This window comes from Microcoleus sp. M2_D5 (genome assembly GCF_036701935.1).
GTDB lineage: Bacteria > Cyanobacteriota > Cyanobacteriia > Cyanobacteriales > Microcoleaceae > Microcoleus.
Genome location: NZ_JAUBRP010000116.1, coordinates 1 through 14167 on the forward strand (window position 1 = coordinate 1; position 14167 = coordinate 14167).

Consider the following 14167-nt stretch of genomic DNA (forward strand, 5'->3'; position numbering starts at 1 on the left):
CGTGCTTGGATGGCTCCGACAGACCAACCCCACGAAAACTTCATCTTCCCTGAAGAAGTTCTGCCTCGCGGTAACGCTCTGTAATCAGCGCGAAATATCAAAAATTCCCACTTTTTCAAAGGGCAAGATAAAGCAGTTTAGGCTTTACCCTTAATGCTTAAAAAGCTCCCGCCACCAGGCAGGAGCTTTTTGTTTCCAGGAGTCGATCGAATTAGCGCCATAAAAAAAGTTGATTTTGTACAAAAACAAACTCTGCCGGAGGCTAGAACAACTCGTGTCTCTGTATCTGGTGAAGTCTCCTATCTGGTAAGAAATCCATCGGCCTTTCCGCCCCGCCAGAGTAGCCATTCACCTGATAACCGCACAGCCCGGATTCTGAAGAACATATGGGCAAATGGCTGAAACTACGATCGTCCGCTTGCTGTAGGGATCGAAGACCTTGCAGCAGCACTAATTTTCCCCCATCTTGCAAAAATCTCAATTTGCCTACCCCACTTCTAATTCCTTGTGTTATTCTAATAATTGTGAATACTAGAACGATACTCAGAACGCAAGTTCTTCTGGTAACGCTGGCAATGGCTAGCGCACAAATCATCACCTTAAATCTTGTATTTAGGTGATGTGCGTTCCAATATAAAGCCATTTAGCTAAACCTGGAGGTGATGCCCATGATAGAAAGTAGTAAACGCATGGGTCATCAGATTGGAAACTACCGGCTGTGCGCCGGGGCCGCTCACTAGCAGTCAGCCGTCGTCTCCAACGGGAAACGACTTCCACGGGGAACCAGGCTGAGCTAGGGATTCTCCCGGCAGTCAGGTTCTAATCTGAAGACCCGCTAGACCGCTCTCACCTCAAATAGTGTTAAATCTTGAGTATTAAAACTTGAGAATCAACACTATTGGTGAGAGCGGATAGTTTTTGGTCAGGGTTTCTACAGGTGGGCAGTTAATCTGCCATTGCTAATCCCAAACAAAAAAAATTATGGCCGATCTAATTAACAATACTGAAATTCAAGAGCGCGCCAGTCAATTGTCAGGCTGGACAATTGAAGGCCAACAACTGCGCTCTACCCGTATATTTAAAGATTTTACCCTTAGCGATCGCCTTTGTGAATAAGTTGGTCGCCCCCTCAGAAGCCGCAGCACATCACCCCGATATAGAAATTTCCTACAACAAAGTTACACTTAACTTGACAACTCACGATGCCGGAGGCTTAACTGAAAAAGACTTTGCGCTAGCCCAGGAAATTTCTACGCTCGATTAAAAGAGCGCCCGCTGGCCCAACAACAGTCCCCGCTAAAGAAAAGCTCGCAAATAAAAAATCGACTTGGGGTTAGAATCGGGTGCTAAAAAGTCGAAAGGCCAAACGTTCAATCTATAAAAGGCTATTCCCCATCATCCGACCATGATCGTATTTGAAAAGCCAGAGTTCAAGAACGAGTCTGCAGCCGAAAAAACCGATCTGATAGAAAAGCTTTTAGATATTGGCGCGGCTCTGTCGAGCGCCCAAGATTTGGGCGACTTGTTAAACTTAATTTTATCCAAAAGTAGGGAAATTACCTACAGCGATGCTGGCAGCGTTTACTTAGTAGATCACAGCGACGATACATCTAAGCTGCTGTTCAAGGTAGCCCAAAATGCTTCTAAACCGAGCCTGTCGTTTAAAGAGTTTGCCCTGCCACTGACAGACAAAAGTTTGGCGGGATACGTGGCAATTACCGGTCAAAGTTTGAACCTATCTGATGCCTACGACTTACCCCCCGGCGTACCCTATCGGCTAGATAGCAGTTTTGACAGGGATATTGATTACCGCACTTGCTCGGTAATGGTACTGCCGATGCAAAACCGACAGGGGGAGACAATAGGTGTACTGCAACTGATCAACCGCAAAACAAAGCCAGATACGGTGCTGACAGCAGACAATGCCTGGGAAGCGACGCAGCAGTATTCGGAGTGGGAAGAAAGGATAGTTCGATCGCTCGCTTCTCAAGCAGCAATCTCGATCGAGCGCAATCAACTCCAAGACAGCATAGAACACTTGTTCGAGGGCTTCGTCAAAGCCTCGGTGCAAGTCATAGAAGCCAGAGACCCCTGTACCTACGGCCATTCAGAACGAGTAGCAGCCCTGACAGTACGCCTGTCAGAAGAAGTAAACACCGTCAGCAGCGGACGACTGCGCTCTATTTACTTTAACAACCGCCAAATTCAAGAACTTCGCTACGCCGCCCTGCTGCACGATTTTGGCAAAATAGGAGTGCCAGAAGCAGTTTTGACCAAACAGAAAAAGCTCTACCCCGCACAGCTAGAAATCATTCGCCACCGCTTTGGCTTAGCTCAACGGACGCTGGAAATGGAATGCGTCCAGTCTAAATATAAATACTTGCTGGAGCATTCAGCCTACCGAAAACACCCGATCCAGGAGCCAGAGTGCGCTCACTGCCAGCAAATCGAACAGCTAGACACTAAGCTAGCAGAGGCGAAAACCAGATTAGCAGAATACTGGGAAGTGCTGCTAGAGGCAAACGAGCCTCACATTTTGGCAGCAGAACCCCTAGCTCAACTGCGAGAGATTTCTCGACAAACTTACAGAGATATAGATGGGGCAAAGAAACCTTTGCTGAACCCAGACGAGATATTGCAACTGATGGTGTCGAGGGGCAACCTGACGCCGGAAGAACGATCGGCAATAGAATTTCACGTAACTCACACTTACGAGTTTCTGAAACAAATTCCTTGGACAAAAGATTTAAAAAATGTTCCAGACATTGCCTACGGACATCACGAAAAACTCGACGGCACAGGCTATCCGCGAGGTTTAAACAAGTCAGAAATTCCAATTCAAGCACAATTGATGACGATCGCGGATATTTACGACGCCCTGACAGCAGGCGATCGCCCCTACAAGCGAGCTCTGCGAACAGAGGCAGCGATGAAAATTTTGCGGCAAGAAGCAGCTCACAATAAAATCAACGCCGATTTGTTAGAATTGTTCGATCACCGCCAAGTCTTTAGCGTTCTGGGACACAGCTTGGATGTTAAAGTCGAATCAGCCTAGACGAGTCGGGCGTGCTGTGCTAAAAAGTAAATAGGCAATCGGGTGCTGTCTAGTGTCAGCAGTCAAATCAATCCACAGCCCAAGCCGGGTAGGGTTTTGACGCCGTTGAGTAAAGGTTTAAAAACAGGCTTTATGCAGCCGTCAGTCACATCTATATACTCGGTCAGCCCAAAAGAATCCAAAGAAAAAGTGAATTTTAGGTCTCTTTTTAGAGTATGCTAGTTGAGCAACGACTGACCACATAGAAGACTAGAAAAGTTTCTCTGTAATCGGTGTGAGGATGAGAGTGAATATGTCGAAATTTTTGTGGAGTTACTTACTAATCAGCCCAGCAGTCTTAGGAGCTACCCTAGTAGTTTCTTCGAGCGCGATGGCAGCAGACGCTCAGCAGGCTGCTGATGCGGTCAATCCCGCTGTCGCAAAAGCTGAAACCGCTGAAACCTCCGAAGCGAAACTAAATGCTTTAGCTGCTGTTTCCGAAACAACTGCAGCCTCCGAGCCAGTAGAAGAAATTTCCCAAGTCGCTGGCAGCGAAACCCACGCAGCGATTGAAGATTCGGCCACGGCTGCAACTGAAAGTGCGATCGTCGGAGCAAACACAGCCCCTGCTGAGGCAGAGCCCCAAGCGGCATCACAACCTACAAGTGAATCTTTAGCCGCAGTTGAGCCAACAGTAGCTCAACCAGTAGAAAATTCTGCCCCGGCAGCCCAACTAGAAATTCCAGCCCCGGCAGCTACCGCTCTCCCAGAGCAAATCGGTGCAGTTCAATTAGAAACTCCAGCCCCGGCAGTGGCAGAGTCGGCAGAACAAAGTTTGCCACAACCGGCTGAATCTTTAGCCCAAACTGCCGCACCACAAGAGCAAAACCCAGCCGCCACATTAGAACAGCTCAACGAGTACAGCAGCGAAGGTGCTGCCGGTGGCGAAACTCAAGGTCAAGTGACCTCAGTTTCCCAACTCTCCGACGTGCGGCCCACAGACTGGGCCTTCCAAGCACTGCAATCCCTAGTCGAGCGCTACGGCTGTATTGCCGGTTATCCCGACGGAACTTTCCGCGGCAACCGGGCAATGACTCGCTACGAATTCGCAGCCGGTTTAAATGCTTGCTTAGACAAGGTGAGCGAGCTAATTAGAGGCGGCACGGGCAACTTCGCTACGAGAGATGACTTGGCAGCCCTCCAACGGCTCCAAGAAGAATTTGCAGCGGAACTGGCAACCCTGCGCGGTCGCGTCGATGCTCTGGAAGCTCGGACATCCGAACTCGAAGCCAACCAATTCTCCACCACTACTAAGCTGACTGGGGAAGCTATTTTCGCTCTCAGCGACGACTTTGGTGGTAACGTTGGCTTGTTTGGCACAGACGAAAGAAGAATTGGCAGCGACAACAACGAAGCTGTCTTCCAACAGCGGGTGCGTCTGAATTTAAACACTAGCTTCACCGGCAGAGACTTGCTGCTGACCAGGCTTCAAGTCGGCAACGGTGGCAACTTCAACCTTGGGGCTACAAGCGAAGGCACTCAAACTTGGAACGTAGTCGGCAGAACCGACAACGTTGTTGCCCTCGACACCTTGCTATATAAGTTCCCCGTCGGTCAGCGACTGAACGTTACCCTTGCAGCAAACAATGTTGTGTGGGACGACATTATGCCGACTGTCAACCCTTACTTTGAAGACTTTGACGGTGGCAACGGATCACTGAGTGCCTTTGGACAGCGCAACCCCATCTACCGCTTGGGCGGTGGCGCAGGTATTGGCTTTGACTATGCCTTCGGCGGCAGGGGCTTGCTGGGCGGGGTGTTCGGCCCAACTTCTTTGTCCTTTGGCTATTTGGCGTCAAATGCAGCCAGTCCGGCTAGGGGTGCAGGCTTGACGAACGGCGACTACACGGCGATGGGTCAGTTGACTTTTACCCCCGGACGCAACTTGCAAGTTGCTTTCAACTACAACCACGGTTACTTTAACAGAGGTAACTTTGGGTTTGACAACGGTTTCGGGGCCAGCGTCCCCGGCGGTTTCACGGGTACCGGCGTGGCTAATTCTCTCAACGGTTTGAACGAAGGCTTTGATGGCTTCCGCGCTCGCAAAGTTGTCAGCAACTCCTACGGTGCTCAGGCTTCGTTGCGGCTGAGCCCGAGATTTATCCTTGGTGGCTGGGCAGGTTTAACCAATGCCCGCATTCTCGGCATCGGCGATGCGAAAATCTGGAACTACGCTGTCACCTTGGCTTTGCCTGATTTAGGGAAAGAAGGCAACTTGCTAGGGTTCGTGGTAGGTCGTGAGCCTTACTTGGATAAACTTGAAGCTGCAAGCAGTTTGCGGAGCTTCCGCAACGATGATTCCTATCACGTTGAAGGGTTCTACAAGTTTCAGCTCTCGGACAACATTTCTGTTACTCCGGGCGTGATTTGGGTGACAAATCCTAATCAAGATGACCGTAATGATGACATCATCATTGGTACTCTGAGAACTACTTTCACGTTCTAAGAGCGGGTTAGAGGAGGCAGGGAGGTTATAACCTCTCTGCTGGCCACTCTAAAGGCCAAGTTTAGCCCTGCCTAGCGCAGGGCTTTTTTGTTGGCGGGAGGAAGGGGGCGCCAAGAATATATTAAAAATTAAAAATTATCAGTCAGAGAGGCAGACAACCAGGTTTCTTGAGGTAAGGCTGTGGTGGAAGGGGAGGAAGTCGAAACGAGAAACTGGGTTTGTTGGGTTCAGATTGCCGATCGCGTTCCAACGATCGAGTGATGAAAGTCGATTAAGTTCAGTGGAAAACCGGGGTATAATAAAAGGTAAAGTTAGGAGTTAGAATTTGGAACTCAACATTGAGGAGAATTTTAAAATCTGACTTCGGAGTTGATAATTCTGGTATTGGAAGCAATTATGGTAGAACTCTCCTGTAAAAGCGAATACGCAATCTTAGCTTTGCTGGAGCTTGCCGATTGCTACGATGAAGGCGAGCCTCTGCAAATTCGCCAGATAGCGGCTCAGCAAAATATTCCCGATCGATATTTAGAGCAGTTGCTGGCTACCATGAGACGCTGCGGGCTGATTCGTAGCCAGCGAGGAGCTAAGGGAGGTTATATATTGGCGAGGGAACCGTGGAAAATTACACTCCTAGAAATTATCAACTGTCTCGAAGGCTCAGAGTTCGATCGCTCTGAAAAAGACTCGCCCGCTCAAACTGTAGAAAGTGCGGTGATTTGGGAAGTTTGGCAAGAAGCTCGATCGATTGCCAACTCAGTTTTGCAAAAATATACGCTACAGGATCTGTGCGAAAAGCGCAATGGCAGACGGCAGCTCGATATCATGTATTACATCTAGTTAATATTGCCAACTAGGAATTAACATTTACTTTCAACCACAAACTGACAAAGATTATGCGTATTGCTGGCGACATTACAGAATTGGTAGGGCGGACGCCCTTGGTGCAACTCAACCGCATTCCCCAAGCCGAAGGCTGCTTGGCTCGGATTGTGGTAAAACTCGAAGGCATGAACCCGGCAGCATCGGTGAAAGACCGGATCGGTGTGAATATGGTCAATCAAGCCGAGGCCGAAGGGCTGATTGCTCCGGGAAAAACGGTTTTAGTGGAACCGACTTCTGGCAATACCGGAATTGCTCTGGCAATGGTGGCAGCGGCTAAGGGCTACCAGTTGATTTTGACCATGCCGGATACGATGAGCACGGAACGCCGATCGATGCTGCGAGCTTACGGGGCCCAACTAGAACTGACTCCCGGAATTGAGGGCATGAGTGGCTGCATCCGCCGCGCTCAAGAGATTGTGGACAAAACTCCCAATGCCTATATGTTGCAGCAGTTTCGGAATCCAGCAAACCCGCAGGTTCACCGTTCGACAACGGCTGAGGAAATTTGGGAAGATACAGACGGCGAAGTGGATTTCCTGATTTCTGGGGTTGGGACTGGCGGTACGATTACGGGTATCTCGGAGGTGATTAAGTCCCGGAAACCCGAGTTTAAGGCGATCGCAGTTGAGCCGGCTAACAGTCAGGTACTTTCCGGCGGAAAGCCTGGGCCTCACAAAATTCAAGGTATCGGTGCTGGTTTTGTACCGCCGGTGCTGAATGTGGATTCGATCGACGAAATTATAGTTGTTACGGATGACGAGGCGATCGCCTACGGCCGTCGCTTAGCCAGAGAAGAAGGACTTTTGTCGGGTATTTCCAGCGGTGCGGCACTATGTGCGGCGGTGAAAGTCGGCAAGCGTCCCGAAAATGCAGGGAAATTGATTGTGATGATTCAGCCTAGCTTCGGCGAACGCTATCTGAGCACTCCCTTGTTCCAAGATCCAGAACTCAATCTGGCGATGGCCCTCAACTAGGCTAGCCTCCGGCCCAAGTCGCAGAAACACAGGGCAGGGCGTAGACTGTACGCTCTGCTTGGCTTTTTAGTAGATGAAAGAATGGCGATAGATTGTAGCTTTCTCGATCGCGATCGATATCGTTTCCGGTTGCATCGGAATGATTTAACCGCAGAGGGCGCAGAGAACGCAGAGGGAGAGAATACAGAGATGAATACAGGACGATGCTACCGGATTTGATATGATGCCGATTTTCTGAAGGCGCTTTTTTTTGAACCGCTTTCGGCGTGTTAGCGAAGCGGGCGCTGACCGCTTTTGTGGCGAAGGAAGAGAAAAGAAAAGAAGGAGCTAACTGTTGGCGGGAGCAGCGCTATATGAGTTCCCAAGGTCGATCGGCTTACCACTTCCAAAGCCTCAATGTTTTTCTAAAATAGATTTATGATAAGTTGAAAACTGAGTTTTTTTACTGACAATCTTTGACATTTATATCAGATAAATACTTAAAAACTTAGCAAAAAATGATATTTTTGTCAAGCACTTTTTCACAGATTATCCAGATTTCAAGGAAATAACAGCGTGTCTTCCGTTATCAATCACTACAAAACCCTAAAGATTAGCCCAAGCGCAACACAAGCCGAGATTAAACAAGCATACCGCCGTTTAGTCAAATTATTTCATCCAGACAGTCGCAGCGACACAGCGGGTCACGAAGAGATTGTCCGCCTCAATGCAGCCTATGAAATATTAGGAGACCCCCAGCACAGACAATCTTACGATCGCCAATTTTCCGAGCAAACCGAACAGCAATCACCAGCCGCACCAAACGTCAGCCGCCAGCAAACACAAACAGCAAGGGACGCGGATGAACTAATGGAACAGTGGCTGATTAAAGTATACAAACCCGTCAATAGAATGCTCAACAGTATCTTGAAGCCGCTTAAAAAAGAAATAGACGAATTGTCCGCAGATCCATTTGATGACGAACTGATAGAAAAGTTTCAACTTTATATCGAAACCAGCCGCGAGTTCCTCAAAAAAGCTCATAACTTTCTTACATCAATGCCTAATCCATCTAATGTAGCCGGAGTTGCCGCTCATCTCTACTACTCTATCAATCAAGTCGGAGACGGCATAGAAGAATTGTATTTATTTACCCTCAATTATGACGATCGCCACTTGCACACCGGTCAAGAACTGTTTAGAATTGCCGCTAGACTGCGGCGGGAAGCGCAGGAGGAATTAAAAATTAAAGTTTAATAAAAGCAGATTGTTCCCTCTTCCCTCTTCCTTCTTCCTTCTATCCTTTACATCCGTTACATCCGTTACAAAATCCGTTGCCGAACTTCCCTCTTCCTTCTTCCTTCTATCCTTTACATCCCGTACATTGCTCGTTGCCGAACTTCCCTCTTTCAAATTCCAAAAAGAACTTGAATGCGCTTGCGAATTTTAATAAAAGGAGTTTGTCCCAGAGAGTCGCCATCCAACAATCCCAAGTCTCTCAAAGCTTGCTGGCGTTCCGACAATTTTTGAGCAATCTGATCGGCTAAATTGGGTTGTTCTCTTAAAAGTTTTTGCAAATCGTGACGTTCCACCACAAACAAAATTGCATCTTCGCTAGTTTTAACAGTCGCCGTTCTCGGAGTACCCAACAGCAAAGATATTTCCCCAAAAAACTCGCCCTCATGAAGCGTAGCAATATACTGATCGGCTTTTTGAGAAAGAACTTCTACAGTACCCGAAAGAATAATATAAAAAGAATCGCCTGGGTCATTTTCTTTACATACCACCTGTCCCGCTGGAAACAGTTGTCGGTAGCCATATTCAATTAACTGCCGCAGTTCTAAATCCGTACACTGTTCAAAATAAGTTACTCGCCGCAATAAATCTCGCAGCGTCCAATTATTAGGGGATTTAGGTACGGGATTTTTAGGTTCAGAAAGGGTGGAATTAGATTTTAAATCTGCTGAATGTTTGGTATTCTGCGGAAAAACTTTGCCGTTGGAATTCTCGTCTTTGTTATTGTGAAAAAAATGAGTTAACTCTTGCGGATTTCGCAGCCACAAATCCCGCTGTGGAAAAGGGATTTCGATATTTCGGTGGCGAAACTCGTAATCTATTAAAAAATTTACTGCACTTTTAATAGCATCGCTTTCCTGTGGCTGGTCAATCCAAACTAAAAGTTCAAAATTTAAAGCGTTATCTCCAAAACCGCGAAACCATACTTTAGGAGAAGGATGGGACAAGACATTCGATTCCATCCGCGCCGCAATTAATAGTGCTTCCGTAACTATTACTGGGTCAGATCCGTAAGCAACGCCGACGGGGATGTGGAGGCGACATCTGGGGTCTCTGTAACTCCAGTTAATAATGTTAGTTTCGACAAACTTAATATTTGGTACGATCACAAATAGTCCGTCAATTGTTTTAATAATTGTGGAACGGATCGAAATTGTTTCGACTGTTCCTAATAAATTGTCTATTTCAATAAAGTCTCCGACTCTAATTTGGTGTTCAAATAGCAGGGTGAGACCGCTGATAAAGTTGCTGGCTAGATTTTGCAAGCCGAAGCCGAAACCAATGCCGACAACCCCAGCTAAAACGGTGAGAGACGTGAGGTTGAGGCCGGCACTTTGCAGGACAAATATACAGCCAAGAGTTGCTAAAATATAGCTAATGATGGTGGAAATTGCTTCTCGACTGCCACGATCCAATCCCATCCGAACTAGCAAACTGCGCTTGATTCCTTCACTGATAATCTTAGCTATAATCAAGGCAAATATAGCTAAGATTATGAGTTTGACGATCGCACTGATGGACAGATGAGTGTCCCCGATATAGAATAGCGGGGTTGTCATCGCACCCCAGAAATGTTCAAAAAAGCGATCGGCTCGTGCAGTAATCGAATTCATTAATATTTGGTAATGGGTAAATGGTGATTAGTTTTTAGCGCAACTGAACCGCAAACTGCTAACTATTGCAGAGCTTAGGGGAAAAACTCGAACTGTGGAGTGTCCTGTGTGGCAAAAAAGGTCTATTCCCTACCCTTCGGGAACGCTTCGCCAAGGGGATAGATACGCACGCGCGTACTTTCTCAAAGACTCGTAACTGATGGGTTAGTAACAGATGGCGAGAAACTGTTTTGTAGCGGTATTTTCTGCCGGATATCTGTGTTGTGGCGTAAAATGGGATCTGTGGCTCGATCGATCGCCGACTTGTTGCCAATATTGGGAAAATTGGTAGAAATTCATTTACAGCACCCTCAAATAATCGAAAAATTCCAGCAAAAATTAGTTTATCCTTAAGAAGCGAGTCCTTTACAGAACTTAACAAGCTTACCCTACTTGACTTTTATGCAGTGCATCATCAATCGTCGGGCACAGTTTTCGGCGAGTCACCGGTACTGGCTGCCGGAGTTAAGCGAAGCCGAGAACTTTGAGCGGTTTGGCCCAACTGCCCGCGCACCGGGACACGGACACAATTACGTTCTTTACGTTTCCATGATAGGCGAACTCGACGAGTACGGCATGGTGCTCAACCTGTCTGATGTCAAGCACGTCATCAAGCGGGAAGTTATCAAGGATCTCGATTTTTCCTTTCTCAACGAAGCGTGGCCGGAATTTGAGCAGACTCTGCCAACTACCGAAAACATAGCACGGCAAATTTGGCTGCGCCTAGCCCCTCATTTGCCTGTGACCAAAATTCAATTGTTTGAACATCCCGAACTTTGGGCTGAATATTTAGGAAACGGAATGGAAGCTTATCTAACTTTGTCCACTCATTTTAGCGCGGCTCATCGGTTGGCTCGTCCCGATTTGAGCTTTGAAGAAAACTCGGAAATTTACGGCAAATGTGCTCGTCCCAACGGTCACGGTCACAATTATCATTTAGAGGTGACTGTTAAAGGGGAAATGGATGCGCGGACTGGCATGATTGCTGATTTGGGAGCTTTGCAAAAAGCCGTTGATGATTATGTTGTTGAACCGTTCGATCACACTTTTTTAAATAAGGATATTGCTTATTTTGAGAAGGTTGTGCCTACTGCGGAGAATATAGCTGTTCGGATCGGGCAATTATTGCGATCGCCCGTTCGGGAATTGGGCGCCGAGTTGCACAAGATTAAACTGATTGAAAGTCCGAATAATAGCTGTGAAATTTACGGTGCTGATTTAGAGGAAGTGGCGGCACAAAGTCAGCAGCCGGAAGCGATTTTAGCTAAGGTTTAGATTTAAAAATCGCATCGTTTGGGGCGGGTTCACCCGGATCTTTGGCTAATTGTGCAGATTGGTGAAGCCCGCCCTACCAGCCTAATGATGATTCCGAGAGTTTTTCAACCGGATTAGGCGCGAGAATATATTTTTGGACAAAAGTTCCACAGCCAGAATTATTGGCACTTTTCCTGAAAAGTCAGGCTGCGCGCGTATTTTGGAGATAGTAAGTCAGCATTCCTCTAGTCAGCTATTCTAACTGCTGAGAGTATGAGGTCGATCGCCCGATCGCTGACAACCAAGCACCAATTTCTCCTAAATGTAAATGAGTTGACGTTTATGCGCGTCTCTAATCTAGCTCTCTTGACTCTGGCTGCCCTCGCATCCCACAATTTAACTGCTAATACTAGCGCCAATCCTGCTGCACATCCTATTTCTCCTGAGACACCGCAGGCTAGCAACTTTGTTGATGCGGTAAATAATACTGAATCGCGTCCGGCTGAGTCAATTAGCGAGCCCGAGACGATCGCCCACGAACAATTTTCCCCAAATATTACTGTATCCCGTCGGGCTGAGTCAATTAGCGAGCCTGAGACGATCGCTCACGAACAATTTTCCCCGCGAATTGCTGTAAAATCGCCGACAGGTTTGCTCGTAGCTGCCGCTCAACCGGATGTATCTGCTAGTGCAAAAACCAAGGCGAATCCTCCGGCTGCATCCGGCGATGAACTAACAAAATCTTTACAAGAAACCTGGCTAGCTAAATTAATCGAAACCGGGGCTGAAAGCAATCCTCAAGTTCGCGAGGTTTTCGCTTTTATCTCCCCGTCTAGTGGTAGTTCTGAATCTGAATCTGGATATGGTTTTAATACTACCATAACTCTGCTCAATATTTTACTAATTCTTGGTACTGTATTTCCACCGGTGACAATTGCATTTTTTTGGATGATGCGACGGCTGATAATCAAACAGTTGGTGGCTGATGCCAATAAACGATTGCAGGGTATTGGTGTATTGGAATCAGAACTCATAAATTCTAGCCAATTGAATCAAAAGTTGAGGGATGAATTAGCCGCGCAAATGGGTGCAGCTAAACAATCCCTTGATTTTTTAACTAGAGAAACTGAACTTTCCAAATCTTCCGTGGAGCAAATTGAGACTCTCAAATCTCAATTTATTATGCACCTGCAAGTTTTGCTGAGAGAAGTTGACGATAAAAAATCTCAAATTGTTCAAGAAATTGCCCAAGTTCCCGCAGTTGTTGCCAAAGAAGCTCTCAAAGTCGCACATCAACCGGCTTTAAACAATTCCCAAAATTCGCAAACAGCGCCGGCTAGCAATGAAAATTTGATTGCTGACGATTATATCAAGCAAGCCGAAGGGCTTTATTTTCAAGGCAATTATGATGAAGCATTAGTCTGTTTGGAAAAAGCTGTTTTAGCGAATAAATTTTTGCATGAGGCTTGGTATTGGCGCGGAAATGTGTTAATAAAATTGCAGCGCCCGGAAGAAGCACTCGCCTGTTACGACCAATCAATATCTATTAAACCGGATAACTACGAAGCATGGTATAATAAAGCGCATTTGCTAGGAAAATTGCAGAAGTACGAAGAGGCGATCGCCTGTTACGAGCGAGCAAGTTTGAGCGAATCCAGAAAATACGCTTGTTGGCACAGCATAGGGGCTTTGTTGGGTCAATTGCAGCATTACGAAGAAGCGATCGCCAGTTACGATCGCGCCCTGGCTATCAAAGCAACCGACAGCGAAATTTGGCACAACCGAGGCGCGATGCTGGCCAAAGTACAGCAGTACGCAGCCGCAGTTGATTCTTACGATCGCGCTCTTGAACTCAATCCCAACAGATACGAAACTTGGTACAATCGAGGCAATATGCTGTGGAGACTGCTCCGCTACAGTGATGCTATTGATTCTTACGATCGGGCGATCGGCATCCGACCAGATAAATACGAAGTTTGGTACAATAGAGCTGCTGTGCTCGGAAAATTGCAGCGATATCAAGAATCGATCGAATCCTACGACAAAGCGATCGCCCTTAAACCGGAGGATTTTGAAGTGTGGCACAACCGAGGCGCAGCTTTCGACAAACTGTCGCAGCACGAAGCAGCAATTGCCTCTTACGAATCAGCAATTACCCTTAATTCGGAGTGTTACGAAGCTTGGTTTGCCAAAGGGGAATCTTTAGCAAAATTGCAGCGCACTGAAGAAGCGATCGCAGCTTATGAGAAAGCGATTGCTATTAAGCCCGACTCCTACGATGCTTGGCATCACTTGGGCACAGCTTTGTCAGAATTAAAGCGCTATGAGGAAGCAATGGCAGCTTACGATCGAGCTATTGCCATCAAACCAGAAAATGCCGAAGCTTGGCGCGATCGAGGTGCAATTGTATCACAATTAAAGCAGGATACAGACAAAGTTGATTCCGTTGATTCCGGGGAAAAAGAGACTTAAATTAACTCCCAATCCGGTTGTTCAAAATTTATAACTGTCAGAATAAGGATCGCGAATTAAATAACTTACAATTTTAATTGTTATTGTGGGATGGGCCTGAAAGCCCGTCCTTAAAAGA

General features: G+C 47.0%; 10 protein-coding genes and 1 pseudogene. 8 read left to right on the forward strand and 3 right to left on the reverse strand.

The window, feature by feature from the left end:
- Window positions 1-262: 262 nt before the first annotated feature.
- The gene (locus tag QUA50_RS27890; RefSeq protein ID WP_333299510.1) at window positions 263-643 is read right to left on the reverse strand and encodes a hypothetical protein; all 381 of its coding nucleotides are present in this window, start codon (window positions 641-643) and stop codon (window positions 263-265) included.
- A gap of 338 nt (window positions 644-981) precedes the next feature.
- Between QUA50_RS27890 and QUA50_RS27895 the strand changes: the two are divergent.
- The 6 genes and pseudogenes from QUA50_RS27895 to QUA50_RS27920 all read left to right on the forward strand — a co-directional run bounded on the left by QUA50_RS27895 (window position 982) and on the right by QUA50_RS27920 (window position 8632).
- Window positions 982-1264: pseudogene (locus QUA50_RS27895) on the forward strand (4a-hydroxytetrahydrobiopterin dehydratase).
- 141 nt (window positions 1265-1405) lie between these two features.
- Complete coding sequence (locus tag QUA50_RS27900) at window positions 1406-3055, forward strand: HD domain-containing phosphohydrolase (RefSeq protein ID WP_333264966.1); 1650 nt, start codon at window positions 1406-1408, stop codon at window positions 3053-3055.
- Between the two features lie 292 nt (window positions 3056-3347).
- The gene (locus QUA50_RS27905; protein WP_333264967.1) at window positions 3348-5540 is read left to right on the forward strand and encodes an iron uptake porin; all 2193 of its coding nucleotides are present in this window, start codon (window positions 3348-3350) and stop codon (window positions 5538-5540) included.
- Between the two features lie 396 nt (window positions 5541-5936).
- Window positions 5937-6377, forward strand: coding sequence for an RrF2 family transcriptional regulator (locus QUA50_RS27910; RefSeq protein ID WP_015176708.1), 441 nt, complete (start codon window positions 5937-5939; stop codon window positions 6375-6377).
- 56 nt (window positions 6378-6433) lie between these two features.
- Complete coding sequence (gene cysK, locus QUA50_RS27915) at window positions 6434-7396, forward strand: cysteine synthase A (protein WP_333055201.1); 963 nt, start codon at window positions 6434-6436, stop codon at window positions 7394-7396.
- Window positions 7397-7951: 555 nt separating this feature from the next.
- Entirely contained in the window at window positions 7952-8632 is a 681-nt protein-coding gene (locus QUA50_RS27920; RefSeq protein WP_333055200.1) for a J domain-containing protein, read from the forward strand.
- Between the two features lie 152 nt (window positions 8633-8784).
- On the opposite strand, the gene QUA50_RS27925 is transcribed toward QUA50_RS27920, so the two are convergent.
- Together QUA50_RS27925 and QUA50_RS27930 are read right to left on the reverse strand one after the other, a co-directional pair.
- Window positions 8785-10284: a cyclic nucleotide-binding domain-containing protein gene (locus QUA50_RS27925; RefSeq protein ID WP_333055199.1), complete on the reverse strand. Its 1500-nt coding sequence runs from the start codon at window positions 10282-10284 to the stop codon at window positions 8785-8787.
- 204 nt (window positions 10285-10488) lie between these two features.
- Window positions 10489-10623: a hypothetical protein gene (locus tag QUA50_RS27930; protein ID WP_333211587.1), complete on the reverse strand. Its 135-nt coding sequence runs from the start codon at window positions 10621-10623 to the stop codon at window positions 10489-10491.
- A 102-nt stretch (window positions 10624-10725) separates the two neighbouring features.
- Here QUA50_RS27930 and QUA50_RS27935 point away from each other — a divergent pair, with 102 nt between their 5' ends.
- Together QUA50_RS27935 and QUA50_RS27940 are read left to right on the forward strand one after the other, a co-directional pair.
- The gene (locus tag QUA50_RS27935) at window positions 10726-11598 is read left to right on the forward strand and encodes a 6-carboxytetrahydropterin synthase (protein ID WP_333055196.1); all 873 of its coding nucleotides are present in this window, start codon (window positions 10726-10728) and stop codon (window positions 11596-11598) included.
- 252 nt (window positions 11599-11850) lie between these two features.
- The gene (locus tag QUA50_RS27940) at window positions 11851-14049 is read left to right on the forward strand and encodes a tetratricopeptide repeat protein (RefSeq protein WP_333264968.1); all 2199 of its coding nucleotides are present in this window, start codon (window positions 11851-11853) and stop codon (window positions 14047-14049) included.
- Window positions 14050-14167 lie beyond the last annotated feature (118 nt).

Excerpts from the sequence above, each read along its gene's own strand:
- QUA50_RS27890 (WP_333299510.1), bottom strand. The coding sequence starts at position 643 with ATGGCTTTATATTGGAACGCACATCACCTAAATACAAGATTTAAGGTG.
- QUA50_RS27900 (WP_333264966.1), top strand. The coding sequence starts at position 1,406 with ATGATCGTATTTGAAAAGCCAGAGTTCAAGAACGAGTCTGCAGCCGAA.
- QUA50_RS27905 (WP_333264967.1), top strand. The coding sequence starts at position 3,348 with ATGTCGAAATTTTTGTGGAGTTACTTACTAATCAGCCCAGCAGTCTTA.
- QUA50_RS27910 (WP_015176708.1), top strand. The coding sequence starts at position 5,937 with ATGGTAGAACTCTCCTGTAAAAGCGAATACGCAATCTTAGCTTTGCTG.
- cysK (WP_333055201.1), top strand. The coding sequence starts at position 6,434 with ATGCGTATTGCTGGCGACATTACAGAATTGGTAGGGCGGACGCCCTTG.
- QUA50_RS27925 (WP_333055199.1), bottom strand. The coding sequence starts at position 10,284 with ATGAATTCGATTACTGCACGAGCCGATCGCTTTTTTGAACATTTCTGG.
- QUA50_RS27930 (WP_333211587.1), bottom strand. The coding sequence starts at position 10,623 with ATGAATTTCTACCAATTTTCCCAATATTGGCAACAAGTCGGCGATCGA.
- QUA50_RS27935 (WP_333055196.1), top strand. The coding sequence starts at position 10,726 with ATGCAGTGCATCATCAATCGTCGGGCACAGTTTTCGGCGAGTCACCGG.
- QUA50_RS27940 (WP_333264968.1), top strand. The coding sequence starts at position 11,851 with ATGAGGTCGATCGCCCGATCGCTGACAACCAAGCACCAATTTCTCCTA.